Annotated in this window: 23 protein-coding genes; 12 read left to right on the top strand and 11 right to left on the bottom strand. The window is 71.1% G+C overall.

Annotated elements, in window-relative coordinates; all coding sequences use genetic code 11:
• Positions 1–280: 280 nt before the first annotated feature.
• Both gatA and gatC read right to left on the bottom strand, forming a co-directional pair.
• Complete coding sequence (gene gatA / locus ACFSC0_RS14920) at positions 281–1,753, bottom strand: Asp-tRNA(Asn)/Glu-tRNA(Gln) amidotransferase subunit GatA (RefSeq protein WP_377280832.1); 1,473 nt, start codon at positions 1,751–1,753, stop codon at positions 281–283.
• The gene (gatC, locus tag ACFSC0_RS14915) at positions 1,750–2,037 is read right to left on the bottom strand and encodes an Asp-tRNA(Asn)/Glu-tRNA(Gln) amidotransferase subunit GatC (protein WP_377280831.1); all 288 of its coding nucleotides are present in this window, start codon (positions 2,035–2,037) and stop codon (positions 1,750–1,752) included. Before gatC ends, gatA begins: the two co-directional genes overlap by 4 nt.
• Positions 2,038–2,213: 176 nt before the next feature.
• On the opposite strand from gatC, the gene ruvX reads away from it, so the two are divergent.
• The 8 genes from ruvX to topA all read left to right on the top strand — a co-directional run bounded on the left by ruvX (position 2,214) and on the right by topA (position 11,024).
• Positions 2,214–2,681 carry a Holliday junction resolvase RuvX gene (gene ruvX / locus ACFSC0_RS14910; RefSeq protein ID WP_377280830.1) on the top strand — a complete coding sequence of 156 codons (468 nt, stop codon included), beginning with the start codon at positions 2,214–2,216 and terminating at the stop codon, positions 2,679–2,681.
• A gap of 49 nt (positions 2,682–2,730) precedes the next feature.
• Positions 2,731–3,711 carry an aspartate carbamoyltransferase catalytic subunit gene (locus ACFSC0_RS14905; RefSeq protein WP_377280829.1) on the top strand — a complete coding sequence of 327 codons (981 nt, stop codon included), beginning with the start codon at positions 2,731–2,733 and terminating at the stop codon, positions 3,709–3,711.
• Positions 3,708–5,003 (top strand): dihydroorotase, encoded by a 1,296-nt coding sequence (gene pyrC / locus ACFSC0_RS14900; protein WP_377280828.1) that lies wholly within the window; start codon positions 3,708–3,710, stop codon positions 5,001–5,003. Before ACFSC0_RS14905 ends, pyrC begins: the two co-directional genes overlap by 4 nt.
• 294 nt (positions 5,004–5,297) lie before the next feature.
• On the top strand, positions 5,298–5,630 hold the full coding sequence (locus ACFSC0_RS14895) for a GFA family protein (protein ID WP_377280827.1): 333 nt from the start codon (positions 5,298–5,300) through the stop codon (positions 5,628–5,630).
• 63 nt (positions 5,631–5,693) lie between these two features.
• Positions 5,694–6,326, top strand: a complete 633-nt coding sequence (plsY, locus tag ACFSC0_RS14890; RefSeq protein ID WP_377280826.1) for a glycerol-3-phosphate 1-O-acyltransferase PlsY — start codon at positions 5,694–5,696, stop codon at positions 6,324–6,326.
• Positions 6,326–7,426 (top strand): DNA-processing protein DprA, encoded by a 1,101-nt coding sequence (dprA, locus tag ACFSC0_RS14885; protein WP_377280825.1) that lies wholly within the window; start codon positions 6,326–6,328, stop codon positions 7,424–7,426. The genes plsY and dprA overlap by 1 nt, the downstream gene beginning before the upstream one ends.
• A complete protein-coding gene (locus ACFSC0_RS14880) occupies positions 7,423–8,250 on the top strand; it encodes a DUF3658 domain-containing protein (RefSeq protein WP_377280824.1) in 828 nt (275 codons plus the stop codon). The genes dprA and ACFSC0_RS14880 overlap by 4 nt, the downstream gene beginning before the upstream one ends.
• Positions 8,251–8,399: 149 nt before the next feature.
• Positions 8,400–11,024, top strand: a complete 2,625-nt coding sequence (gene topA, locus ACFSC0_RS14875; RefSeq protein WP_377280823.1) for a type I DNA topoisomerase — start codon at positions 8,400–8,402, stop codon at positions 11,022–11,024.
• A 266-nt stretch (positions 11,025–11,290) separates the two neighbouring features.
• Here topA and ACFSC0_RS14870 read toward each other — a convergent pair whose 3' ends face one another.
• The 3 genes from ACFSC0_RS14870 to ACFSC0_RS14860 all read right to left on the bottom strand — a co-directional run bounded on the left by ACFSC0_RS14870 (position 11,291) and on the right by ACFSC0_RS14860 (position 13,345).
• Positions 11,291–11,812 carry an Hsp20/alpha crystallin family protein gene (locus ACFSC0_RS14870; protein WP_377280822.1) on the bottom strand — a complete coding sequence of 174 codons (522 nt, stop codon included), beginning with the start codon at positions 11,810–11,812 and terminating at the stop codon, positions 11,291–11,293.
• A gap of 188 nt (positions 11,813–12,000) precedes the next feature.
• The gene (locus ACFSC0_RS14865) at positions 12,001–12,387 is read right to left on the bottom strand and encodes an NADH dehydrogenase ubiquinone Fe-S protein 4 (protein ID WP_377280821.1); all 387 of its coding nucleotides are present in this window, start codon (positions 12,385–12,387) and stop codon (positions 12,001–12,003) included.
• A gap of 73 nt (positions 12,388–12,460) precedes the next feature.
• Positions 12,461–13,345 (bottom strand): AraC family transcriptional regulator, encoded by an 885-nt coding sequence (locus ACFSC0_RS14860; protein WP_377280820.1) that lies wholly within the window; start codon positions 13,343–13,345, stop codon positions 12,461–12,463.
• 109 nt (positions 13,346–13,454) lie between these two features.
• Here ACFSC0_RS14860 and rnr point away from each other — a divergent pair, with 109 nt between their 5' ends.
• Entirely contained in the window at positions 13,455–15,722 is a 2,268-nt protein-coding gene (rnr, locus tag ACFSC0_RS14855; RefSeq protein WP_377280819.1) for a ribonuclease R, read from the top strand.
• Between the two features lie 27 nt (positions 15,723–15,749).
• On the opposite strand, the gene ACFSC0_RS14850 is transcribed toward rnr, so the two are convergent.
• Positions 15,750–17,852, bottom strand: coding sequence for a TonB-dependent receptor family protein (locus ACFSC0_RS14850; protein WP_377280818.1), 2,103 nt, complete (start codon positions 17,850–17,852; stop codon positions 15,750–15,752).
• 158 nt (positions 17,853–18,010) lie between these two features.
• Here ACFSC0_RS14850 and ACFSC0_RS14845 point away from each other — a divergent pair, with 158 nt between their 5' ends.
• Complete coding sequence (locus ACFSC0_RS14845) at positions 18,011–18,721, top strand: NUDIX hydrolase (RefSeq protein ID WP_377280817.1); 711 nt, start codon at positions 18,011–18,013, stop codon at positions 18,719–18,721.
• Positions 18,722–18,747: 26 nt separating this feature from the next.
• On the opposite strand, the gene ACFSC0_RS14840 is transcribed toward ACFSC0_RS14845, so the two are convergent.
• Both ACFSC0_RS14840 and ACFSC0_RS14835 read right to left on the bottom strand, forming a co-directional pair.
• Positions 18,748–19,152 carry a GFA family protein gene (locus ACFSC0_RS14840; protein WP_377280816.1) on the bottom strand — a complete coding sequence of 135 codons (405 nt, stop codon included), beginning with the start codon at positions 19,150–19,152 and terminating at the stop codon, positions 18,748–18,750.
• The gene (locus ACFSC0_RS14835) at positions 19,145–20,050 is read right to left on the bottom strand and encodes an NAD(P)-dependent oxidoreductase (RefSeq protein ID WP_377280815.1); all 906 of its coding nucleotides are present in this window, start codon (positions 20,048–20,050) and stop codon (positions 19,145–19,147) included. The genes ACFSC0_RS14840 and ACFSC0_RS14835 overlap by 8 nt, the downstream gene beginning before the upstream one ends.
• A gap of 139 nt (positions 20,051–20,189) precedes the next feature.
• Here ACFSC0_RS14835 and ACFSC0_RS14830 point away from each other — a divergent pair, with 139 nt between their 5' ends.
• Positions 20,190–20,534, top strand: a complete 345-nt coding sequence (locus ACFSC0_RS14830) for a winged helix-turn-helix transcriptional regulator (RefSeq protein ID WP_377280814.1) — start codon at positions 20,190–20,192, stop codon at positions 20,532–20,534.
• Here ACFSC0_RS14830 and ACFSC0_RS14825 read toward each other — a convergent pair.
• The 3 genes from ACFSC0_RS14825 to ACFSC0_RS14815 all read right to left on the bottom strand — a co-directional run bounded on the left by ACFSC0_RS14825 (position 20,531) and on the right by ACFSC0_RS14815 (position 22,576).
• On the bottom strand, positions 20,531–21,073 hold the full coding sequence (locus ACFSC0_RS14825) for a methylated-DNA--[protein]-cysteine S-methyltransferase (protein WP_377280813.1): 543 nt from the start codon (positions 21,071–21,073) through the stop codon (positions 20,531–20,533). The genes ACFSC0_RS14830 and ACFSC0_RS14825 overlap by 4 nt on opposite strands.
• Positions 21,074–21,143: 70 nt before the next feature.
• Complete coding sequence (locus ACFSC0_RS14820) at positions 21,144–21,977, bottom strand: SRPBCC family protein (protein ID WP_377280812.1); 834 nt, start codon at positions 21,975–21,977, stop codon at positions 21,144–21,146.
• Positions 21,968–22,576 carry a helix-turn-helix domain-containing protein gene (locus tag ACFSC0_RS14815; protein WP_377280811.1) on the bottom strand — a complete coding sequence of 203 codons (609 nt, stop codon included), beginning with the start codon at positions 22,574–22,576 and terminating at the stop codon, positions 21,968–21,970. Before ACFSC0_RS14815 ends, ACFSC0_RS14820 begins: the two co-directional genes overlap by 10 nt.
• 182 nt (positions 22,577–22,758) lie before the next feature.
• On the opposite strand from ACFSC0_RS14815, the gene rpmG reads away from it, so the two are divergent.
• A complete protein-coding gene (gene rpmG, locus ACFSC0_RS14810) occupies positions 22,759–22,926 on the top strand; it encodes a 50S ribosomal protein L33 (protein WP_377280810.1) in 168 nt (55 codons plus the stop codon).
• Positions 22,927–23,000: the final 74 nt, after the last annotated feature.

Raw genomic sequence — 23,000 nt, 5'->3', positions numbered from 1 at the left:
ATTTCAGCGTAAGCTGTTGAATCGAGGGGCCGGAGCCAAGCTTCGGCCCTTTTTCGTTCCTTTCCCATTCATGGGAAAGGGGGACCATGCGCCGAGCGGAGCGAAGAGCGCATGGTGGAAAGGGCAAGCCCCAGGCGCGGCGCTGTGGATCGCGCCGATCTGCACTTTTCCGTCCATTGTGCGGGCGGCTCGCCCCCTCCCCCCCTCGCTCTTCAGCCGGCCTTGGCCGGCTTCGGCGAGTGGTCCCCCTCCCCCGCTTCGCAGGGGAGGAAGGATCAGATCACCACCACTTCTGCGGCTTGGCCTTGAAGTCTGCGGCCTTCTCGATGGCGGAGCCGAGGGAGAACAGCGTCCCCTCGTCCAGCGCCTTGCCGATCAGCTGAAGCCCCAGCGGCAGGCCGTTTGCGTCCAGGCCGGCGGGGATGCTCATCCCCGGCAGGCCGGCCAGGTTCACGGTCACGGTGAAGATGTCGTTCAGGTACATCGCCACCGGATCGTCGCTCTTCTCGCCGAGGGCGAAGGCGGCGCTGGGGGCCGTGGGCGTCAGCAGCGCGTCCACCTTCTCGAACGCCTGGTCGAAGTCGTCGGCGATCCGCCGGCGCACCTTCTGGGCCTTCAGATAGTAGGCGTCGTAATAGCCGGCGCTGAGCACATAGGTGCCGATCAGGATCCGGCGCTTCACTTCCGCCCCGAAGCCTTCGGCCCGGGTCTTCTCGTAGGTCTCGGTGAGGTTGCCGCCCTCGACCCGCAGGCCGTAGCGCATGCCGTCGTAGCGGGCCAGGTTCGACGAGGCCTCGGCCGGGGCCACGATATAGTAGGCCGGCAGGGCGTACTTGGTGTGCGGCAGGGAGACCTCGACGATCTCGCAGCCGGCGTCCTTCAGCCAGGCGATGCCCTGCTGCCAGAGCGCCTCGATCTCGGCCGGCATGCCCTCGACCCGGTACTCCTTGGGGATCCCGACCCGCAGCCCCTTCACCGACTTGCCGCAGAAGGCCGGGAAGTCCGGCGTCTCCACCGGCAGGCTGGTGGAGTCCTTCGGGTCGTGCCCGGCCATCGACTTCAGGAGGATGGCCGCGTCTTCGACCGTGCGGGCGATCGGCCCGGCCTGGTCCAGCGAGGAGGCGAAGGCGACGACGCCCCAGCGCGAGCAGCGCCCGTAGGTCGGCTTGATGCCGACCGTGCCGGTGAAGGCCGCCGGCTGGCGGATCGACCCGCCGGTGTCGGTGGCCGTCGCGCCCAGGCACAGCTCAGCAGCCACCGCTGAAGCCGAGCCCCCGGACGAGCCGCCCGGGGTCAGCTGGGCGTTGCCGCCCTGGGTGCGCCAGGGGTTCACCACCGGCCCGAAGGCGCTGGTCTCGTTGGACGAGCCCATGGCGAACTCGTCCATGTTGAGCTTGCCCAGCATCACCGCCCCGTCGCGCCACAGGTTGGCGGTGACGGTGCTCTCGTAGGTGGGGGTGAAGTCGCCGAGGATCTTCGAGCAGGCGGTGGAGCGGACCCCTTCGGTGCAGAACAGGTCCTTGATACCCAGCGGCGCGCCTTCCAGCGCCCCGGCCTGGCCGCTCGCCCGGCGGGCGTCCGACGCCTTGGCCATCTCGATGGCCCGCTCGGGCGTCTCCAGCACGTAGGCGTTGAGCGCCCGGGCGGCCTCGACGGCCTGCACGTGCGCGACGGTCAGCTCCTCGGACGAGAAGCGCTTGGAGGCGAGCCCGTCGAGGGCGTCCTTCAGGGTGAGCCCGGTGAGGTCGCTCATTCCACCACCTTCGGCACCACGAAGAACCCGCGCACCGCCTTGGGCGCGTTGGCCAGCACCTTGGCCGGATCGCCGCCGTCGGTGACCACGTCCTCGCGCATCGGCAGCACGGCGGCCTCGGCCGAGGTCATCGGCTCCACGCCGGTCGTGTCCACTTCGTTCAGCTGCTCGATCCAGTTCAGGATGCCGGTCAGCTCCCTGGCGAGCGGCTCCAGCTTGTCGTCGGGCTCGGCGATCCGCGCCAGCCTGGCGACCTTCTTCACGGTCGCCGCATCGATGGCCATCGGGGCCTCCTTGAATACGTCGCGCGACGGGTTAGGGCGCGCCCCGCCCTTTGACAAGCTCCCCCCACATGATCCCGGACGGCCGCAGGCCGATCCGGGACCCCGCGTCACGGGCAGCGCCTCTGGGGCCCGGCTCTCCGCTTCGCTGCGGCCGGGATGACGGGTATGGGGAAGCCATGCCCGTCCTCGAGCTCACCGAACTGCCGCAGTCCATCGGCCCCCGCGCGCCGCTGGCCGGCCTGGACCTGGGCGAGAAGACCATCGGGGTCGCGGTCTCCGACGTCTCGCGCACCGTCGCCAGCCCGCTGGAGCTGATCCGCAAGACCAAGTTCAGCGACGACGTCGCCCGCCTGTTCCAGCTGATGGAGAGCCGCGGCGCCGAGGGGATCGTCATCGGCCTGCCGCTCAACATGGACGGCTCGGAAGGCCCGCGCGTGCAGAGCGCCAGAGCCTTCGCCCGCAACCTCCTGCGCCTGAAGGACGTCCCCATCGCCTTCTGGGACGAGCGGATGAGCACCATGGCCATCAACCGCATGCTGATCTCCGAGGCCGACGCCACCCGCGCCCGCCGGGCCGACCTCGTCGACAAGATGGCCGCGGCCTACATCCTCCAGGGCGCGCTGGAGCGATTGCGCAGCGCCTAGTTCGGGGTGGCTTGTGGCGAGGCCCGGCCTCCCCTATGACCCGGCCTCGATGACAGCGCTGGACGCCGGCCTGAATGCGGTCCTGGGGCGGACCTTCCCCTTCCCCAAGCGCCATTTCCTTTCCGTTCTGGACCTGAACGAGGTGGAGGTGACGTCCCTCCTCGACCTCGCCGACGGATTCGTCGCCCTCAACCGCCAGACCTCGAAGAAGCTCGACCTGCTCAAGGGTCGGACGCTGATGAACCTGTTCTTCGAGAACTCCACCCGCACCCAGAGCTCGTTCGAACTGGCCGGCAAGCGCCTCGGCGCCGATGTGGTCAACATGAGCCCGCGGGCCTCGTCGATCTCCAAGGGCGAGACGCTGATCGACACGGCGGTGACGCTGAATGCGATGCAGCCGGACCTGCTGGTGGTGCGCCATTCCTTGTCGGGCGCGGCCTCGCTGCTGTCCCAGAAGGTCACCTGCTCGGTGATCAACGCCGGCGACGGCCAGCACGAACACCCCACCCAGGCCCTGCTCGACGCCCTGTCCATGCGTCGCGCCTTCGGCCGCATCGCGGGCCTGAAGGTCGCCATCTGCGGCGACGTGCTGCACAGCCGAGTCGCCCGCTCCAACGTCGCCCTGCTGCAGATGCTGGGCGCCAACGTGCGGCTGGTGGGCCCGCCCACCCTGATGCCGGCGTCCGCCGACCGCTGGGGGGTCGATGTCTTCCACGACCTGAAGGCCGGCATCGCCGGCTGCGACGTGGTCATGATGCTGCGCCTGCAGCTGGAGCGGATGGACGGGGTGCTGGCGCCGTCCCAGCGCGAATACTTCCGCTTCTTCGGCCTGGACCGCGAGAAGCTGGCCCACGCGGCCCCAAGCGTGCGGGTGATGCACCCGGGGCCGATGAACCGCGGCGTCGAGATCGACTCCGAGGTGGCCGACGATCTCTCCGTCAGCCTGATCCAGGACCAGGTCGAGATGGGCGTCGCCGCCCGCATGGCCGTGCTGACCGCCCTCTCCGCCCGCCTGGACAACGACCGATGAGCGAGCGGCCCTTCGCCCTCACCAACCTGCGCCTGATCGACCCGGCCAGCGGCTGGGACGGCCCCGGCGCGGTGATCGTCACCGAAGGCGTGATCGCCGACGTGGCCCAGGGCCAGGACCTCGGTTCGCTGTCGCCGGACGTAGAGGTGATCGACGCCGGCGGCCAGCTGCTGATCCCCGGCCTCGTGGACCTGCGGGTCAAGACCGGCGAGCCGGGCGCCGAGACCAAGGAGACGCTGAAGTCCGCCGCCCGCGCAGCCGCGGCCGGGGGCGTGACCACCGTCGTCGTCCAGCCCGACACCGACCCCGTGATCGACGAGGCCTCGGTGGTCGATTTCATCCTCCGCCGGGCCCGCGACATCGAGCTGGTCCACGTCTACCCGGCCGGCGCGGCCACCAAGGGCGGGCGCGGCGAGCGGATGGCCGAGATCGGCCTGATGCGCGAGGCCGGCTGCGTCTACGTGACCGACGCCGACCGGCCGATCGTCGACTCCAAGGTGTTCCGCCGCGTGCTGGCCTACGCCAAGAGCTTCGACGTCCTGGTCGCCCACCGGCCGAAGGACCCCTGGCTCTCCGCCGGCGCCGCGGCCACCGAGGGCGAGTTCGCCGGCCGCATGGGCCTGCCGTCGGTCCCGCCGGCCGCCGAGAAGATCATGCTGGAGCGGGACCTGGCGCTCGTCGAGCTGACCGAAGCGCGGCTGCTGGTCGACCAAGTCACCACCGCAGCGGGCCTCGAGGCGCTCGAACGCGGCAAGGCGCGCGGCCTGCCGGTCACCGCCACCACCTCGATCAACCACCTGTCGTTCAACGAGATCGACATCGGCGACTACCGCACCTTCTGCAAGCTGGACCCGCCGCTGCGCTCCGAGGACGACCGCCAGGCGGTGATCGAGGCCCTGGCCTCGGGCCTCATCGACATCGTCGTCTCAGCCCACGCGCCGGCTCCGGCCGAGGACAAGCGCCTGCCCTACGACGAGGCCGCCCCCGGCGCCGTGGGCCTGGAGGTGTTGCTCCCCGCCCTGCTCCACCTGCACCATGACGGCGGCCTGCCGCTGCTCGACCTGCTGCGCACCGTCACCGCCCGCCCGGCCGACCTCCTCGGCCTGCCGGCCGGCCGCATCGCCAAGGGCGCCCCGGCCGACCTGGTGCTCGTCGACCTGAACGCCCCGGTCGTCATCGACTCCGACAAGCTCGTCTCCAAGTCCAAGAACACCCCCTTCGACGGCCGCCGCCTGCAAGGCCAGGTGATCACCACCTGGGTCGACGGGCGGGCCGTGTACCGGCGGGGCTGATCCTCCTACCTCCCCCGCGAAGCGGTGGGAGGGGGACCGCCCGCCGAAGCCGGCGCCCGCCGGCTGGAGAGCGGGGGGTGGAGGGGGCGAGCCACATGCGCCGCCTCTCCACCGCGACTCCCGCCGCAGTCCAAAGCGCCGCGTCTGCGGCCTGCCCCCTCCACCAGTCGCTCTTCGCTGCGCTCGGCGACTGGTCCCCCTCCCGCCGCTTCGCGGGGGAGGAAGATGTTCTTGGTTTGTGCTTCCCGATTGCGTGGGCTAGTCTCGCCCCGGACGAAACGGGAGAATTTCACAGTGCTCTACAAGGGCGGATGCAAGTGCGGGGCGGTCGCCTTCGAGGTGGAGGGCGAGATCGGCGAGGTGATCGACTGCAACTGCTCGGTCTGCAAGCCGAAGGGCTATCTGCACTGGTTCGTGCCAGAGGCGCAGGTGCGGATGGTCCGCCGGCCGGCCGAGCTCGGCGAGTTCACCTTCAACAAGCACGCCCTGCGCCACCGCTTCTGCACCACCTGCGGGGTCTCGCCCTTCGTCGAGGGGCCGGGCACGGTGGCGGTGAACGCACGCTGCCTTGAGGGCGTGGACCCGGGCTCGCTCGCGGTGAAGCCGTTCGACGGGGCCAGCCTCTAGCGGCTCGACAAGGCGGCGCCGGGCGGCCATCACTGGCGGGCGGCAAGAGCCTGGGGAGGCGACATGTTCGGGATGTTGAGCGCGGTGCAGATCGCGGTGGCCCTGGTCGGCGGCTACCTGCTGGGCTCCATTCCTTTCGGGGTGATCGCCACCCGAATGGCCGGCGTCGGCGACGTGCGCCAGATCGGCTCGGGCAACATCGGGGCGACCAACGTCCTGCGCACCGGCCGCCGGGACCTGGCGCTGATCACCCTGCTGGGCGACGGCGGCAAGGGCGCGCTGGCGGTGGGGATCGCCTGGTGGCTCACCCGCATGGCCGATCCGCTGACCCAGGCCGAAGCCACGGCCCTGGCCGGGGGCGCCGCCTTCCTGGGCCACATCTTCCCAGTCTGGCTGGGCTTCAAGGGCGGCCGGGGCGTGGCGACCTTCTTCGGGACCCTGCTGGCGGCGGCCTGGCCCGCAGGCCTGCTCGCGGCCGCCACCTGGCTGCTGATGGCCTTCCTGTTCCGGATCTCCTCGCTGGCCGCGCTGGTCGCAGCCCTGCTGGCCCCGGCCTACGTCTGGTTCACCGGCCGGCCGATGGCGCTGGTGGTGCTGGCCGGCTTCATGACGGTGCTGATCTACTTCCGCCACCTCGACAACATCCGCCGCCTCGCCAAGGGCCAGGAGCCCAGGATCGGGGCGAAGAAGGCCTGATGCAGGGCCCCTCCGACGCCGAACGGCTCGCCTGGCTACGCCTGGCCCGCACCGACGGCGTCGGACCCGTCACCTTCGCCGAGCTGCTGAACCGCTTCGGAAGCGCCCGCGCCGCCGTCGAAGCCCTTCCCGACCTCGCCCGCCGCGCCGGCCGGGCCGGCCCGATGCGGATTCCCTCCCCCGCCGAGGCGGAGGGCGAGCTCGCCGCCGGCGAGCGGCTCGGCGCGCGGCTGATCTGCGCCTGCGAGCCCGACTTCCCGCAGGCGCTCGCCGCCCTCGACCCGCCTCCGCCGCTGATCTGGACGCTGGGCCAGCCCGAGCTGCTCGACCGCCCGACCGTCGCCATCGTCGGCGCGCGCGTCGCCTCCGCCGCCGGCCAGCGCTTCGCCCGGGGCCTCGCCGCCGAGCTCGGGAACGCCGGCCAGATCGTCGTCTCGGGCCTGGCCCGCGGCATCGACGGCGCCGCGCACGAGGGCGCTCTGGAAACCGGCACGGTCGCCGTGCTCGGCGGCGGGATCGACGACGTCTACCCGCCCGAGCACCGCAAGCTCTACGAGGCGATCGCGCAGGCCGGCTGCGTCGTCTCCGAAAGTCCGCCCGGCTACACCGCCCAGGCCCGCGACTTCCCCCGCCGCAACCGGATCATCTCGGGCCTCTCCCGCGCCGTCGTGGTCGTCGAGGCCGAGCTGCGCTCCGGCTCGTTGATCACCGCCCGCCTCGCCGCCGAACAGGGCCGGGAGGTGCTCGCCGTCCCCGGCTCCCCGCTCGACCCGCGCGCCAAGGGGACCAACGACCTGATCCGCCAGGGCGCGGCGCTGTGCGAAGGCGCCGGCGACGTGCTGCGCGCGCTGGAGACCTTCGGCGGCTTCCGCGCCCGCGAGGCGCCGCACTACCGCGCCCCGCCGCCCTGCCTTTCCGAGGCCGAAGGCGCGGCCCTTCGCGACCGCCTCGCCGCCCTGCTCTCCCCCACCCCGGTCTCCCGCGACGAGCTGGTCCGCGCGGCGGCGGCCCCCGCCCCGGCCGTCTTCGCCGCCCTCGTCGAACTCAGCCTCGCCGGCCGCGCCGAGCTCCTGCCGGGCGGGATGGTGGTCGCGGCGTGAGCGGCCCGGAAACCCACATCGTCTTCACTGTGCAGGCCCAGGGCCAGCTGATCGAGGCGCTGCAGATCCTCGGCCGCGACGCCCGGGTGGTGGCGATGTACGACGACTACAGCTTGGGCCCGATCGCGCCCGACGATCCGGACGTGCGCTCCAGGTGGATGCACGAGAACCTCTACAACTGGCTCGACACTCCCAAGCTGCCGAGACCCGAGGCGTTCGCCGAGGACGACACCCCGTCGCGGATGAGGTCCTTCTGGCGAAGGTCGCTTGCGCCCGCGCCTCGCCGGGTCGCCTGGGTCTCGCGCCGTTGCCCGGACGAGTACGTCGGCTTCGTGGTCTGGCTCAGTCGCATGGAAGGAGACGCCGAGGTCGTCGACATGACGGACACGCTTCTCCCGTTGAGGCTGCGGGACGGAACCCTTGCCATCAAGCCCAACACCATCTCCCACATGGGACCGGCCGCCATCGTGAACCACCACCTGTTGGAGCTCGCACGGCCGATCGACCAGGAGACACGGGAACATGGCGCGGCGACTTGGGCGCGGCTCCAGGCCGAGAACACACTGGTCAGAACGATTGAGGCGGGCGAGGTCGTTTCGGTCGGCCTCGATCACTATGACGATTTGTTGCTCCAGTTTGTTGGGAGGACCTTCAAGCGCACACTGCTCGTGGTCACGGAGTTCTGGTGGGAGATGGAGAAGCGAGGCGTGCTCAGCGTGGACCACTCCTGGTGTATGACGCGGATCATGGCCCTGGTAGAGAGCGGCCGTCTGCAGGGGCGCGGGAAGCTTGAACTAGCGCCGCGCGAGATCAGACGCCTCTGACCGCCTCTTGCTCCTCGCCAAGCCACGCCCAACTTACCCCATCACAGTCCCGTGCGGGCTTGTCAGGTTGACACGCCGCGAAACGCAGCCCCACCTTTCGCGCCCTTCTGACGGGCGCTCGGCCCGAGGGCCCGGAACAAAGCCAAAGTATGAACGTCGTCGTCGTCGAGAGTCCGGCCAAGGCCAAGACCATCAACAAGTACCTGGGCTCGGACTACAAGGTCCTGGCCTCGTACGGCCATGTCCGCGACCTGCCGGCCAAGGACGGGTCGGTCCGTCCCGACGAGGACTTCGCCATGAGCTGGGACGTGGACGCCAAGGCGGCCAAGCGGCTCTCGGAGATCGCCGAGGCGGCCAAGGGCGCCGACAAGATCATCCTGGCCACCGACCCCGACCGCGAGGGCGAGGCCATCTCCTGGCACGTGCTGGAGGTGCTGCAGAAGAAGCGGGCCCTGAAGGACGCCAAGGTCCAGCGGGTGGTGTTCAACGCCATCACCAAGAGCGCGGTGACCGAGGCGATGGCCAACCCACGCGACCTCGACATGGAGCTGGTCGACGCCTACCTGGCCCGCCGCGCGCTGGACTACCTGGTCGGCTTCACCCTCTCGCCGGTGCTGTGGCGCAAGCTGCCGGGCTCGCGCTCGGCCGGGCGGGTGCAGTCCGTCGCCCTGCGCCTGATCGTCGACCGCGAGGTCGAGATCGAGCAGTTCAAGACCCAGGAGTACTGGACCGTCGATGCGGACGTGTCCGCCGGCGCCGATCCCTTCGTCGCCCGCCTCGTCAAGCACGAGGGCAAGCGGCTTTCCAAGTTCGACCTGCCCAACGAGGCCGCGGCGATGGCCGCCAAGGCCGCGGTCCAGGCCGGCCAGTTCAAGGTCGCCTCGGTGGAGAAGAAGCCGGCCCGGCGCAGCCCGCCGCCGCCCTTCACCACCTCCACCCTGCAGCAGGAGGCCTCGCGCAAGCTCGGCTTCTCGGCCCAGCGCACCATGCAGGCCGCCCAGCGGCTCTATGAGGGCGTCGACATCGGGGGCGAGACGGTCGGCCTCATCACCTACATGCGGACCGACGGCGTGCAGGCCGCGCCGGAGGCGCTGACCGAGGCGCGGCAGGTGATCGGCGGCCTCTACGGCAAGGAGTACGTCCCCGAGGCGCCGCGCCAGTACCGCACCAAGGCCAAGAACGCCCAGGAGGCCCACGAGGCGATCCGCCCGACCTCGCTGGCCCGCAACCCGGGCTCCCTGCGCCTGGAGGGCGACCTCGCACGCCTCTACGAGCTGATCTGGAAGCGGATGATCGCCTCGCAGATGGAGAACGCCCGCATCGAGCGGACCACCATCGAGCTGGAGAGCGCCGACGGGAAGACCGGCCTGCGCGCCACCGGCCAGGTGGTGCTGTTCGACGGCTATCTCGCCGTCTACGAGGAGGGCCGCGACGATCCGGAGGACGAGGAGAGCGGTCGCCTGCCCCAGGTGCGCGAAGGCGCCGAGGCGCGCGTCCAGGCCGCCCGCGCCGACCAGCACTTCACCGAGCCGCCGCCGCGCTACTCCGAAGCCAGCCTTGTGAAGAAGATGGAGGAGCTCGGCATCGGCCGGCCCTCGACCTACGCCTCGATCCTGTCGGTGCTGCGCGACCGCGCCTATGTGCGGATGGACAAGAACCGCTTCGTTCCCGAGGACAAGGGCCGGCTGGTCACCGCCTTCCTGGAACAGTTCTTCAACCGCTACGTCGAGTACGACTTCACCGCCGCCCTCGAGGAGAAGCTCGACCTCGTCTCGGCGGGCGAGCTCGACTGGAAGGTGCTGCTGCGCGACTTCTGGAAAGACTTCCAGGGCGCCGTCGCCGAGATCGGCGAACTGCGCGTCACGGAGGTGCTGGACAAGCTCAACGAGGCCCTGGGCCCGCTGATCTTCCCGCCCAAGCCGGACGGCTCGGACCCCCGCGCCTGCCCGGCCTGCGCCTCCGGCCAGCTGTCCCTGAAGACCGGCAAGTTCGGCGCCTTCGTGGGCTGCTCCAACTATCCCGAATGCCGCTTCACCCGCCCGATCGCCCAGGCGGACGGCGAGGACGAGGGCGCCTCGGGCGACCGGGAACTGGGGATCGACCCGGTGACCGGCGAGACGGTCTACCTGAAGGCGGGCCGCTTCGGCCCCTACGTGCAGCTCGGCGAGGGCGACAAGCCCAAGCGCTCCAGCCTGCCCAAGGGCTGGTCGGCGGCCGCCATGGACCTGGACAAGGCGCTGCGGCTGCTGCGCCTGCCCCGCGAGGTGGGCAAGCACCCGGACGACGGCAAGCCGATCACCGCCGGAATCGGCCGCTACGGCCCCTTCGTCGAGCACGCCGGCACCTACGCCAACCTGCCCGAGGTCGAGGAGGTGTTCGACGTGGGGCTGAACCGCGCCGTCGCGCTGCTGGCCGAGAAGCGGGCCGGCGGCAAGGGCGGCCGGACCCAGGCCGCGGCCCTGGCCGAGCTCGGCGCCCACCCGGTGGACGGCGAGCCGGTCCGCGTCCTCTCCGGCCGCTTCGGCCCCTACGTGAAGCACGGCTCCACCAACGCCAACGTGCCAAAGGGCGCCGATCCCACGGCCCTGACGCTGGACGAGGCGGTCAAGCTTCTCGCCGAACGCGAAGCCAAGGGCGGCGGCAAGAAGAAGCCCGCCCGCAAAGCCAAGGCGGCTCCGAAGGCCGCCGCCGCCGAAGCCAAGCCGAAGAAGGCCGCAGCCAAGAAGTCGCCGGCCAGGAAGGCCCCCGCAAAGCGGGCCAAGGTCGAAGCCTAAGGCCATCCCGCGGTGGTTGGGCTCTGCGGTCCCCCGTCCGGAGGGGCAACGGATGCAAGGTTTTCAACACGAAGAACACGAAGGGCACGAAGGGCGCAAAGGGGCCGAGTAGCCGGGACCGCTTGTTGATCTTCTTCGTGAACTTCGTGTCCTTCGTGGTCTTCGTGTCGAAATCGGAGGCGCCGCCCGAGCCGCCCCGGGACAGATAAAGAAATGCCCGGGACGTCGCCGTCCCGGGCCAGAGTCATGCTCTCAAGGAGAGAGCGTCAGTGCTTGGTTCCCGCCCCGTTGATGGGGATGCGCCGCACCCTGTCCTTGGCGTCGGGGCTCTTGGGCAGGGTCACGGTGAGCACGCCCTTGTCGAAGCGGGCGTCGGCCTTGGCCTCGTCCACCTCGCCCAGCGCGATGCTCCGCTCGAAGCGGCCGTACCAGCGCTCGCTGACGGTGCGCTCGCGGTTCTCGTGCTCGGTCTTCTTCTCGCCCCGCAGGGTCAGCATGCCGTCGTGGAAGGTGATCTCCACGTCGCGCTCATCCATGCCGGGCAGTTCGGCGGTGACGCGGTACGCGTCGTCGGTCTCCTGGACCTCGACGTGCGGCCAGCCGCCTGAGCCGCGCCACAGGCTGGGCGCTTCGAAGCTGCGGAAGACATCATCGAACAGGCGGTTCATCTCCTGGTGCAGCCTCAGGAACGGGCTGATCTCGCCGGAGCTGGACATGCCCTGCTCAGGGTTGCTCAGAGCAAGGCTGCGGTCCTTGCGGCCCCAGGGAACCAGGTCGCCAAGAGTCATCGCAATTCCTCCTCTTCACGAACATTCCGATGCCGGGACCGGCCCGTCCGGAGAGGCGCTGCGCGCCGGACCGGACTGGGCCCGGACCCGACCGTCGCCGGGGTCCGGCGACGCGTTTGAGTTAGGATGGACTTGTACGTTTTCAAGAGGTTGAGCGCCAAACCTCGCCCCCCCGGGCAGAGGTGGATCTAGGCCGCCGCCGCCCGGCGCCAGATCCGGTCCCACGGCACGTACGCAGCGCCCGGCGGCCGCTTCGGCGTCATCCGGCGCGCGCCGGGCTCGCTGACCACATAGCTCCACCCCTTGCGCTCGGCGAAGGCGATGGCGCCCTGCATGTCGGGAAACCGCAGGCGGATCTGGGCGAACGGGTCCGTCGTCACCGTCCAGCCGGTGAGCGGGTCGATGGTGCTGGGCGCCGCCGGCTCGAACTCCAGCACCCAGGCGCCGGCCTGCGGCGCCGATTGGGCCGCAGACGGCGTCTCCTGGCGGATGCGCGCCAGCGGCATGGGCCCGTCGGCCGGCGACGAGGTCCCGGGCAGCGTCGGCCGGGCGCGCGAGAGGTTGTGACCGAGCATATTCGCCTCCCTGGTTCCAACTGAAAGCATTGAGGAATTTGGGCGCGCGGCGGCCCGGCTCAAGCCCCCTCGCCTACTCGACGATGGGCAGGTAGTGGGCGACCCAGCCGCCGGGTTCGACCTTGAAGTCGGCGGGGTAGATCTGGAAGTCCGGCGCATCCGCCAGCCTGTGGCCGGACCGCGGCAGCCGCTCGGACCAGATCTCCTCGGTGGCGGCCAGCATCTGCGGGTGCAGCTCGCCCTCGACCAGCATCTGCTTGAACACCAGGTAGCGCCGCGCCGGCAGGGTCAGCGCCTCGAGCGGGGCGGGCGGCGCGGATCCCGGCTCCACCCGCACGCCGGCCAGGAAGTCGAAGCTCCCGTCGGCCGGGTGGCGGCGCGTCCAGACGCCGTAGGTCTGCCTGCCGCCGAGCTGGCCGGCAAAGCCCATCAGCGGCACGAGGCGCGCCCACAGGCCCGACATCTCCACCGTCGTGGCGGGCGTGAAATGGGCCGAGAGCCCGGCCAGGGCGAGGGCCGTCAGGTCCTCGACGCTCTCGCGAATGTCCAGCTGCATGCGCTTCTTCCGTCTCCTAGCGAGGGTCTCGATCGCGCCGGTCCGCCGGAAGCGGCCGGGGGCGGCCCCGAAGGCGCGGGCGAAGGCCCGGGTGAAGGCCTCCTGCGAATCGAAGCCGCAGTCGAAGGCCAGATCGACCAGCCGCGCGTCGGGCTCAGTCAGCAGCCGCCGCGCCGCCGCCTCCAGCCGCCGGCCGCGCACGAAGGCCATGACGCTCTCGCCCTGGCGCGCGGCGAACTGGCGGGAGAACCGGAACGGCGAGACCCCGCAGGCGGCGGCGATGGTCTTCACGTCCAGCGGCTGGAACAGATGCTGCTCGATGAAGGCGAGCGCGGCCTTGGCCTCCTCGGCGCTCAGCGCCGCCGCCTCGAGCGCCTGCCTCGGTGTGGACGCCTTGACCATGGCTTCAGGATGCCGCCTCGGCCCGCCGGCGTCTTGATCGGTCTTGCCCCGAGCCCGCCGGCTCCGCTTTTCGGCGCCTCAGCCGCGGTTTTCGCGTTACTTAGAACCCATGGCCAGACCCAAAGCCGCCCGGCCCGCCCGCCGTGACGTCGAACGCCCGCCGCAGGGCCTCCCCGACCGCGACACGCTGCTCAAGTTCATCCGCGACACCGGCGAGGCGAACCGCAGCGAGATCGCCAAGGCGTTCGGCCTGAAGGGCGCCGACCGCCGGGCCCTGCGCGAGCTGATGCGTCAGCTGGAGGAGGACGGCGTCCTCGGCCGGCGCGGGCGGCGCGGCTTCTCGGAAGTGGGCGCCCTGCCCCCGGTCGGCGTCGCCGACGTGGTCGAGCGCGACCCGGACGGCGACCTGCTGGTCAAGCTGACCAAGGCCGAGGACGCCCCGCTCGTGCGGCTGGCCCCCGACCGGCGCGAGGCGGTGGCCGGCGCGCCGGGCCTGGGCGACCGGCTGCTGGTCCGCTTCGAGCGGCTGGAGACCGGCGAGGTCGAGGCCCGGATGATCAAGCGGCTCGGCCAGAGCGCCCACAGGGTGCTGGGCGTGGTCCGCAAGTCGCGGCGCGAGGTCCGGGTCGAACCGGTGGACCGCAAGTCCAAGGAGACCCTGGTGCTCTCCGGTGTCGAGGACCTCGAGGACGGCGATCTGGTGCTGGCCCAGGTCAGCGGCGGCGAGAGCCGCTACGGCCCCAAGCGCGGCAAGCTCTTGGAGGTGGTGGGCCGTGAGGACCAGCCCCGCGCGGCCTCGCTGATCGCCATCCACACCCACGGCATCCCCACCGGCTTCTCGTCGGAGGCCCAGGCCGAGGCGGAGGCGGCGGAGGCCCCCACCCTCGCCGGCCGCGAGGACCTGCGGGACGTGCCGCTGATCACCATCGACCCGGCCGACGCGCGCGACCACGACGACGCAGTCTACGCCGAGCCCGACAAGGACCCGAAGAACGAGGGCGGCTGGATCGTCTGGGTGGCCATCGCCGACGTGGCCGCCTACGTCCGCTCCGGCTCGGCCCTGGACCGCGAGGCGCGCGAGAAGGGCAACTCCGTCTACTTCCCCGACCGGGTCGAGCCGATGCTGCCCGAGCGGCTGTCGGCGGGCCTGTGCTCCCTGCGCCAGGGCGAGAACCGCGCCTGCCTGGCCGTGCGGATGGTGTTCGACAGGACGGGCAAGAAGCGCTCGCACCGCTTCGTGCGCGGCCTGATGCGCTCGGCCGCCAAGCTCTCCTACGAGCAGGCCCAGGCCGCCATCGACGGCTGGCCGGACGACAGGACCGCGCCCCTGCTGGAGCCGATCCTGAAGCCCCTGTGGGCCGCCTACCGGACCATGCTGATCGGCCGCGAGAAGCGCTCGCCGCTGGCCATCGAGAGCCTGGAGCGGAAGATCGTCATCAGCGCCGAGGGCGAGGTGGAGTCCATCACCCCCCGCGTCTCCCTCGAGGCCCACCGGCTGATCGAGGAGATGATGATCCAGGCCAACGTCTGCGCCGCCGAGACGCTGGAGGGCAAGAAGACGCCGCTGATCTACCGGGTGCACGATGCGCCCAGCCAGGAGAAGCTGCAGTCGCTGGCCGAGTTCCTCGGCACCATCGGCATCGCCTGGAGCAAGGGCGAACAGCCCCGCACCGAGCGGTTCAACCGGCTGCTGGAGCAGACCCGCGGCGGGCCGCACGCGGAAATCGTCAACGAGGTGGTCCTGCGCACCCAGATGCAGGCCCACTATTCGTCCGAGAACATCGGCCACTACGGCCTCAACCTCGACCGCTACGCCCACTTCACCTCGCCGATCCGGCGCTACGCCGACCTGATCGTCCACCGGGCGCTGATCCGCGCGCTGGGCCTCGGCCAGGACGGCATCACCGACGGCGACATCGCCCAGATCAAGGACACCGCCGAGCGGATCACCTACGCCGAGCGCCGGGCCATGGCCGCCGAGCGGGACGCCACCGACCGCTACGTCGCCGCCTTCCTCTCCGACCGCGTCGGGGCCGAGTTCCAGGGCCGGATCACCGGCGTCACCCGCTTCGGCCTGTTCGTGCGGCTGGCCGAGACCGGCGCCGACGGCCTCGTGCCGGTCTCCAGCCTTGGCGGGGAGTACTTCATCCACGACGACCGGGCCCACGCCCTGGTCGGCGAACGCACCGGCCAGCGCTGGCCCCTTGGCATGAGCGTCGAGGTGCAGCTGCGCGAGGCGACGCCGATCACCGGCGGGCTGCTGTTCGAGATGCTGAGCGAGCCGATGGCCGCCGACAAGTCCGCTCCGCGGCCCAGGCTCGGCGTCCGCCGGCGCGCCGAGGGCCGGCCCCAGCGGAGGGGCGGCCGCCGCGGATGATCCGCACCGGCGGGCGCCGCCGCGCGATCAGAAGTCGAGTTGCAAGCCCACCTGCGCCATGCGGGGCTCGTTGACCAGGATCCCCCGCGAGCGGTCGACGATGAATGTCTCGTCGGCGAGGTTGCGGACCGAGGCCATCAGCTTCACCGGCGTGTTCGGGATCCGCCAGGCCGCCGCCAGGTTCCATTGCCACGCATCGGCGATCAGCCCCTGCTGGCCGTTGGCGCTGGGCGTGATCGTGTTCAGGTCGTCGGCGAACATCTCGCCCGTGTAGACGGCCTCCAGTTCGGCCTGGATCTGGCCCGTGTCGAACCCGGCCGCAAACCGGCCGACCCACTCGGGCGCGTAGGGAAGCCGGTTGCCCGTCACCGGGCGTGTGTTGTTGATGCTGGAGAACCGCCGTCCGCGGAACTCGGCCGTCTCCACCCAGGTGAAGGTCGCGTCGGCATACCAGTCGATGGACGTCCCCAGGGCTTCCTTGGAGGAGAAGCTGACCGCGCCCTCCAGGCCCTGGTGCAGGGTCTCGCCGGCGCTGGTGACGGTCGCTCCGACCCCGCCGGCCAGCGAGGCCGGGATGATCTGGTTCTCGAACTCCATGCGGAAAGCGGTGAGCTCCAGCCGCACGCCAGGGGCGGGAGCGCCGCGCATGCCGAGCTCCCAGTTCACGCTGCGCTCGGCGTCGAGCTCCACTGAACCGCCGGCGTCGGTCACCACGTCTTCCACTCTCGGCGGCGAGAACCCGCGGTGCACCCCGCCGAACAGGGTCCACTCCGGACCGACGGTCCACGACACGCCGAGCCCCGGGATCCATTCGCTGACGTCTTCCGAGCCGCGACGTCCGGTGAGCTTGTTGGATCGGTCGAACTCGATCGTTTCGAAGCGCAGGCCCGGTGTGACCGCCAGGGCTCCGAAGTCGAAGGTGTTCTGAACGAAGGCGGAGACGGCCCTCGCCTCCCGCACGTTCTGTTCACGGACGCCGGCGTTCACCCCCGTCCCCGGCGTACGCGAGTTCGGCCGGTCTCCGTTGAACTGGAACCGCTCCTGGTTCTCCGCATGCACCCGCGCGCCAGTGGTGAGCTGGCCTGCGAACGCCTCGCCGCCCCACGACAGGTCCAGCCGGCTCTCCAGGCCGAACATGTAGTACTGCCGCAGTCGGCCCTCGTTGCCGCAGGTGGTGTCGACGTTGGCCATCCCGCCACAGGCCGGGTCCGAGGCGTCGTTCGGCCGCTGCCCGGAATTGGAGGACTGGCGCCACCAGTCGCGCTCGAAGGTGGCCGCATAGGCGACGGTGGTCAGCCGGGCCCGGTCGCTGATCCGCCAGCCGTGGGCCAGCGCGCCGCCATGGCGCCACAGCTCGAACGAGTCGTTCTTGAAGGGATTGCCGCGCGGATCGGCCAGGAACTCCGCCTGGGTCAGACCCGAATAGCTGACCCGGCTGTCCTCGTGGTAGCTGGTGAGCTTCAGGGTCAGTTCCTGGTCCGGGCTCAGCGTGTAGACCGCCTTCAGGAACAGGTCCGCGTAGTTCAGGTCGTGATTGGCCCGGACGCCGGCGCTGTGCCGCGCGGCGAAGCCGCCGAACAGCCCCAGGGGGCCGAAGGTGTCGCCGGCCTGCAGCACCACTTCCTGGGTGTCGCGCTCGCCAGCCCGAACGATCAGCCGGCCTTGCGCCTCCGCCGGCGGGCGAGGCGTCAGGTAGTTCACCACGCCGCCCACGGTATGGGGGCCGAAGACGATCTGGCCCGAGCCCTTCAGCACCTCGACCCCGGAGAACCGCTCGATCGGTGGGTGATAGTAGGACGCGTTGTCCCCATACGGCGCGTAGGTGAGCGGAACCCCGTCTTCCAGCAGCAGCACCTCGCTCGACCGAGTCGGGTTCAGCCCGCGAAAGCCGATGTTCGGGCGAAGGCCAAGACCCTCCTCGCTGCGGGGGAAGATGCCCGGCACCCGGCGAAGCACGTCGTTTATGGTAAGCGGCTGAGACCGCTCGTACTCGGCCGGCGACAGCACCGTCGCTGCGCCCGGCGTCTCGGCGACGCCCCTCTCCCCGATGACGACGAGTTCCGACAGCGCTGCGTCGTCGGCCCGCGCAGCTCCAGCCGACAGCGCTCCGGCCGACGCCGCGGCAAACATCAACCCAATCCGCCGCATGGCCACCCCGGTGCAATCGCTTCTCAAAAGCGGGAGCGGCACTATAGGGGGTGCGACTGCAAGTCAATCTCAAATAACGTGGTTCCACCTGAGCAACTTCGGCTTCCCACCGCCCGCCGGCGGGTCATACAGTTGTTTTGATGTCCGAAGCCCCCACCCTGACCCGCAAGCCGGAGGGCCCGCCGCGGGTCCCCGGCGCGAAAGCCGTCCGCCCGCGTAGCGCCGCCACCATCATCATCGTCCGCCGCGACGGGCCCAAGCCGAAGGTGCTGATGGGCAAGCGGCACGGCGGCCACGACTTCATGCCGAACCTGTGGGTGTTCCCGGGCGGCCGCATCGACCGCAGCGACTACCGCGCCCCGCACGCCACGGACCTGAGGTCGGAGGTCGCCGCCAAGTTCTCGCGCCACCTGCCGCTGCACAAGGGCCGCGCCCTGGCCATGGCCGCCGTGCGCGAGACCTTCGAGGAAGCCGGCCTGCTGCTGGCCAAGCCCGTGCCGGCCCGCACCGCCGTCGGCCCCTGGCGCGAGTTCCTGGCCGAGGGCGTCGCCCCCGACCTGGACGCCCTGGACGTCATCGCCCGGGCGGTGACCCCGCCGATGGTCGCCAAGCGGTTCGACACCTGGTTCCTGCTGGCCGAGGCCGACCGCCTGGTCAGCCTGGAGCGCAAGCCCGACTGCGGCGAGCTCGAGGAGATCGCCTGGATCGAGTTCGACGAGGCCTTGCAGCTGAACCTGCCGGCGGTGACCCGCACGATGATCCGCGAGGCGGTGGAGCGGCTGGCCGATCCCGACCGCCCGTCCCCGTTCATGCGGTTCAAGGGCCGCGGCTGGGCGACCACCCACCTCTAGAGGGCGGCGCCCGCCCGCGTCGGGGCCTACCCCGCCTCCGGCACGCCGAGGGCGAGCCAGCGATGGCGCCGGGCGGGCCGGTGGATCGCCTCGGGCGCGGGGAAGTCCGGATCGACGAACGAGCCCACCGAGACCGCGACCGCGCCGGCCAGCCCCTCGCCGCGCATCAACAGCAACGCGCCGCAGTCGGGACAGAAGGTCTGCTCCACCCAACGGCCCGCGTCGCTGCCCCGCCGCCAGGTCCGGCCCTCGCCCTTGAGGACCGCCACCGCCTCCTCAGGGAAGACGGCCCGATAGGCGAAGGCCGAGCCGGTGGCCCGCTGGCACTCGGCGCAGCTGCAGGCGTAGACCCGTCGGGGCTCGCCCGACACCGCCACCTCCAGCTGACCGCACCCGCAGGCGGCGATGCGGCGCGGTGAAGGCTCACGCATCGGCCAGATCCTCCTCGCGCCCGAGCACGAGCGGCGCCAGGGCGGCGAAGTCGTCGTCCTCCAGCCGCCCCGCTGCGGCGGCCCTCCGGAAGAGTGAGTCGAGCGCCTCGGGCAGCGCAGGATCGATCCCCCGCACCTTCGTCACCTCCAGCAGGTGCTGGAAGGCGCTGTAGTGGGCGGCGAGCGTCGCCAGCGTCGCTTCGTCAGCTCGGGTCCGGCCGGCTCCGCCCCGCTCCACCGCGTCGACCACCGCCGCGTCGACCACCGGCTTGAAGGCGCGTAGATGGCCCAGGAAGGCGGACGGCGCGACGCCTTCGGCCTGCGCGACGGCGAGGCCCTGCAAGGCCCCGAACAGGGCGCCCCACATCTGGGTCAGCAGGGCGGTGTCGAGGGCGCTGGCGAGCCCGGCATCCTCGCCAACGTACCCTCCGGCCGCGCCGAGAAGCCGCAGCGTCGGCTCGTACCGCTCGTAGGCCGAACGGGAGCCGGCGTAGAGCAGAGCCGCTTCCGGCCGGCCGATGAAGTCCGGCGTCGCCATGATGGCGCCGTCCAGATAGGCCACGCTCCGGACCTTCGCCCATGCCTCCTGGTCGCGCGCCAGGCGCGGAGAGCCGGACGTCAGCTGCACCAGCGTCTTGCCGGCTAGCGCCTCGACGACCGCGGGCGTCCTGAGAATGCGATCGCTGACGTCGTAGTCGAGCACATTGACGATCACGAGGTCCGCCGCACGCACGGCCTCAGCCGCGGTTTCGGCGACCTTCGCGCCCGCCTCCGCCAGCGGCGCGGTCTTCGCCGCCGTGCGGTTCCACACCCAGACGGCGTGGCCGCTCAGGAGAAGGGCTCTGACGATGGACGAGCCCATACGGCCCGCGCCCAGCACGCATACGATCGGGTTCACTCGACTCTCCAAGTGTTGGATGGCCCCGGATCCTGAGGCCGGTTTGATGGGAGCGCGCGCTGGGCTGTAGAGTGGGGTGGCGGGCGCGGTCCGGAAGAACGAACCTGCAGGTAAGCGTCACATTTTATTCGGAGGCCCCATGCGGCGGCTGTCCCACGACGACTGCGGCCTGGCTTCGGCCCTCAACGTCATCGGCGGAAAGTGGAAGGCCGCGATCCTCTGGGAGGTGCACCTGGGGCCGCGACGCTTCTCCGACCTGCGCCGCGCCCTGCCCGGCGTCAGCGAGAAGGTGCTGGCCCAGCAGCTTCGGGAGATGGAGGCGGACGGGATCGTCGCCCGCCGCGACCACCAGGAGGTCCCCCCGCGGGTCGAGTACGCCGTCACCGACCACGGGCTGAGCCTGAACGAGGCCGTCACCGTCATGTCCGAATGGGGCAAGCGGCACGAGGCGTGGCGGGCCGCGCAGGGGCCGCGGGCGGCCTAGCGGGCGAACAGCGGCAGGGTGTCGGGCGCCAGGGCGCCTTCGATCTCCAGGAGCTTCAGCTTGGTCTTCACCCCGCCGCGCGCCGAGAAGCCGCCGGTCCGGCCGCCCGCCGCCAGCACCCGGTGGCAGGGCACGATGATGGCGCAGGGGTTCTGGCCCAACGCCTGGCCGACGGCGCGGGCGAGCAGCGGATCGCCGAGCTGCTCGGCGACCTCGCCGTAGGTCAGCGTCCTGCCCGGCGGAATGGCGCGGGCGATCTCGTAGACCCGGCGGTTGAAGGCCGGGCTGGCGGAAAGGTCGAGCTCGACCCCGGTCAGGTCCGCCGCCTCCCCGCGCAGCAGCGCCTGCACGCCCAAGATCGCCGCGGCGACGCCCGCCGGCGGCTCGGCCGGGGCGGCCTCGGGATACCGGCGCAGCACGCCCGCTCGGGTCCGTTCCGGTTCCAGCTCCGGCAGGTGCACGCCGACGATCCCGGTCTCACGCCAGACCACCGCGGCGTGGCCGAGCGCTGTGTCGAAGATGGCGAAGGCGGTCTGCACGCGCCAAGCCTACCACCCGGGGCCGTTCCAGGATGGCGGAAAACGGCCCTCCTGGTCTCCGACGGGCGTCTTACGCCGCCGGCTCCGTCGCGCCTGCCTCGACGGCCGGGAAATGCCGCTCCATCCACGCGTCCCAGGCCGGCCCCTCCCGATCGGCGGCGGCCTGGGCCTGCTCGCCGTAGAAGTAGAGGCTGGCCGCCACGTTGATGTGGTCGCCGAACGGATAGACGCCGATCAGGGCCACGCCCGGCGCCGGATCGCTGAGCCGGAGCGTGACCGCGCGATCGTGGCCGGTCCGGTGCAGCTCTTCGACGACGCCCGCCAGCCGCGGCGCCCCGCCTGCCGTGGCGCGGCAGGACTCTCCCAATCGCGGCTCGCCCAGGCCCAGGCGATCGACGAGCGCGGCCCACGCCCCGTCCAGGCCCTCGCCGAACTGGCCGGTGGGACGGATGCCGACGGCCGGCTGCCCCGCGAAATGGGCCATGTAGATCCGCAGCACCGCGAAGAACCCGGGCCAGCCGCTTTCGAAGCCGGCGATCTCGTCGTCCCAGTCGTCGCGGTCGGTGAACAGGCTGTGGACCATCCGGACGAGGCAGGTCCCGCCGGCGCGCGCTTCGACGATGATCTCAGTGGCGAGCGGCGGCGCCTCGCCGCTCCAGGCGAACTCCTCGTAGCCGAACCGGAACGGCGGCTCCCAGACCGTGACGCGCCCTTCCGACGTCATGCCGGGACCGAAGTCGAAGCGGATCGCTCCGCCCACGCGCTCCTCGACCTGCGCCGGCACGAACCAGGCGGTGTAGCCCGGCCCGGTGGCCATGGCCCGCCACACCTGCTCCGGCGTGCCCGGCAGGTCCAGCTCCATCTCCACGGCGCGGCGGCCGCTCGGATCCTTCTTCAGTGGCATGACGGCTCCTCCTTGGCGGGATCGGCGGGCGCAGGATGGGCCAGCAGCATCAGTCGGTGCGTTCGGCCCTCGGCCGCCTCGGGATGGTGGTAGCGCGCGGCCAGCCCGGTGATCGCCTGGGTCAGCTCGCGGGTGAAGTCGGCGCGCTCGGCTGCCGAGCGGAAGCGGATCTCAGTGTCGATGGAGAGGGTGGCGAGCCGCTTGTCGGTCTCCCGCGCCTTGCGCCACAGCTCGCCCACCTCGCGTACGATCCGCGCTCCCAGCGCAATCATGTAGCTGGCCGAGAGCTGGTCGCGCGCCCTCGCCGGGTCTGCGGCGATAGGTCCGAGCGCCGATGGCGAAACGACATAGCTGCGCGCGGACGCCACCATCAGCCGCTCGGTCAGGCCGCCCCAGCGGCGCTCGCCGGCAGCCCGGACGAGGCCGTGCGCCTCGAGCCCGCGCAGGTGGTAGTTCACCTTCTGCCGCGGCAGCCCGACCCGCTGGGCCAGGGCCGCGGCCGACGCCGGCTCCGCCAGTTCGCCCAGCAGCCGCGTCTTGATCGGGTCCAGCGCAGCGGCCGCCGCCGACGGCTCATCGATTACGTCCAGGTCCAGCATTCCGCGATGTTTTCTTTGACAGGATTTTTTGTCAAGGACATCGGCCAGGCGTCCGGCCGCCGATATCCGCGCTGCGTGGGATCGGCTGCACCGGGCTCATTGACTTTGAGGCCGCGATTCGTATTGTCCGCGGCTCTTTCGAACACCCGCCGGCCGTTTCGCGCCGGCCCCGCGAGGACGCCATGGCGAAACCGGCCAACATCAAGATCCGCCTCAACTCGTCGGCGGACACCGGCTACTTCTACGTGACCAAGAAGAACGCCCGGACCAAGACCGAAAAGCTCGTGCTGAAGAAGTACGACCCGATCGCGCGCAAGCACGTCGAGTTCCGCGAAGGCAAGATCAAGTAAGTCAGGCTTCCGAGCCGACCTACCGAACGCCCGGCCCCGCGCCGGGCGTTTTGCTTTGGGGGTTCGCTTCCGCC

Origin of the sequence: Phenylobacterium terrae, from assembly GCF_042681205.1 — a bacterium.
Taxonomy (GTDB): domain Bacteria; phylum Pseudomonadota; class Alphaproteobacteria; order Caulobacterales; family Caulobacteraceae; genus Phenylobacterium; species Phenylobacterium terrae.
Note: the sequence above shows the minus strand (reverse complement) of the source record. Positions and strands in the feature narration are given on the sequence as shown.

Bases quoted from the DNA above. Each gene is read 5' to 3' on its own strand.
- gatA (WP_377280832.1), bottom strand. From the start codon at position 1,753: ATGAGCGACCTCACCGGGCTCACCCTGAAGGACGCCCTCGACGGGCTC.
- gatC (WP_377280831.1), bottom strand. From the start codon at position 2,037: ATGGCCATCGATGCGGCGACCGTGAAGAAGGTCGCCAGGCTGGCGCGG.
- ruvX (WP_377280830.1), top strand. From the start codon at position 2,214: ATGCCCGTCCTCGAGCTCACCGAACTGCCGCAGTCCATCGGCCCCCGC.
- ACFSC0_RS14905 (WP_377280829.1), top strand. From the start codon at position 2,731: ATGACAGCGCTGGACGCCGGCCTGAATGCGGTCCTGGGGCGGACCTTC.
- pyrC (WP_377280828.1), top strand. From the start codon at position 3,708: ATGAGCGAGCGGCCCTTCGCCCTCACCAACCTGCGCCTGATCGACCCG.
- plsY (WP_377280826.1), top strand. From the start codon at position 5,694: ATGTTCGGGATGTTGAGCGCGGTGCAGATCGCGGTGGCCCTGGTCGGC.
- dprA (WP_377280825.1), top strand. From the start codon at position 6,326: ATGCAGGGCCCCTCCGACGCCGAACGGCTCGCCTGGCTACGCCTGGCC.
- topA (WP_377280823.1), top strand. From the start codon at position 8,400: ATGAACGTCGTCGTCGTCGAGAGTCCGGCCAAGGCCAAGACCATCAAC.
- ACFSC0_RS14870 (WP_377280822.1), bottom strand. From the start codon at position 11,812: ATGACTCTTGGCGACCTGGTTCCCTGGGGCCGCAAGGACCGCAGCCTT.
- ACFSC0_RS14865 (WP_377280821.1), bottom strand. From the start codon at position 12,387: ATGCTCGGTCACAACCTCTCGCGCGCCCGGCCGACGCTGCCCGGGACC.
- ACFSC0_RS14860 (WP_377280820.1), bottom strand. From the start codon at position 13,345: ATGGTCAAGGCGTCCACACCGAGGCAGGCGCTCGAGGCGGCGGCGCTG.
- rnr (WP_377280819.1), top strand. From the start codon at position 13,455: ATGGCCAGACCCAAAGCCGCCCGGCCCGCCCGCCGTGACGTCGAACGC.
- ACFSC0_RS14850 (WP_377280818.1), bottom strand. From the start codon at position 17,852: ATGTTTGCCGCGGCGTCGGCCGGAGCGCTGTCGGCTGGAGCTGCGCGG.
- ACFSC0_RS14845 (WP_377280817.1), top strand. From the start codon at position 18,011: ATGTCCGAAGCCCCCACCCTGACCCGCAAGCCGGAGGGCCCGCCGCGG.
- ACFSC0_RS14840 (WP_377280816.1), bottom strand. From the start codon at position 19,152: ATGCGTGAGCCTTCACCGCGCCGCATCGCCGCCTGCGGGTGCGGTCAG.
- ACFSC0_RS14830 (WP_377280814.1), top strand. From the start codon at position 20,190: ATGCGGCGGCTGTCCCACGACGACTGCGGCCTGGCTTCGGCCCTCAAC.
- ACFSC0_RS14820 (WP_377280812.1), bottom strand. From the start codon at position 21,977: ATGCCACTGAAGAAGGATCCGAGCGGCCGCCGCGCCGTGGAGATGGAG.
- ACFSC0_RS14815 (WP_377280811.1), bottom strand. From the start codon at position 22,576: ATGCTGGACCTGGACGTAATCGATGAGCCGTCGGCGGCGGCCGCTGCG.
- rpmG (WP_377280810.1), top strand. From the start codon at position 22,759: ATGGCGAAACCGGCCAACATCAAGATCCGCCTCAACTCGTCGGCGGAC.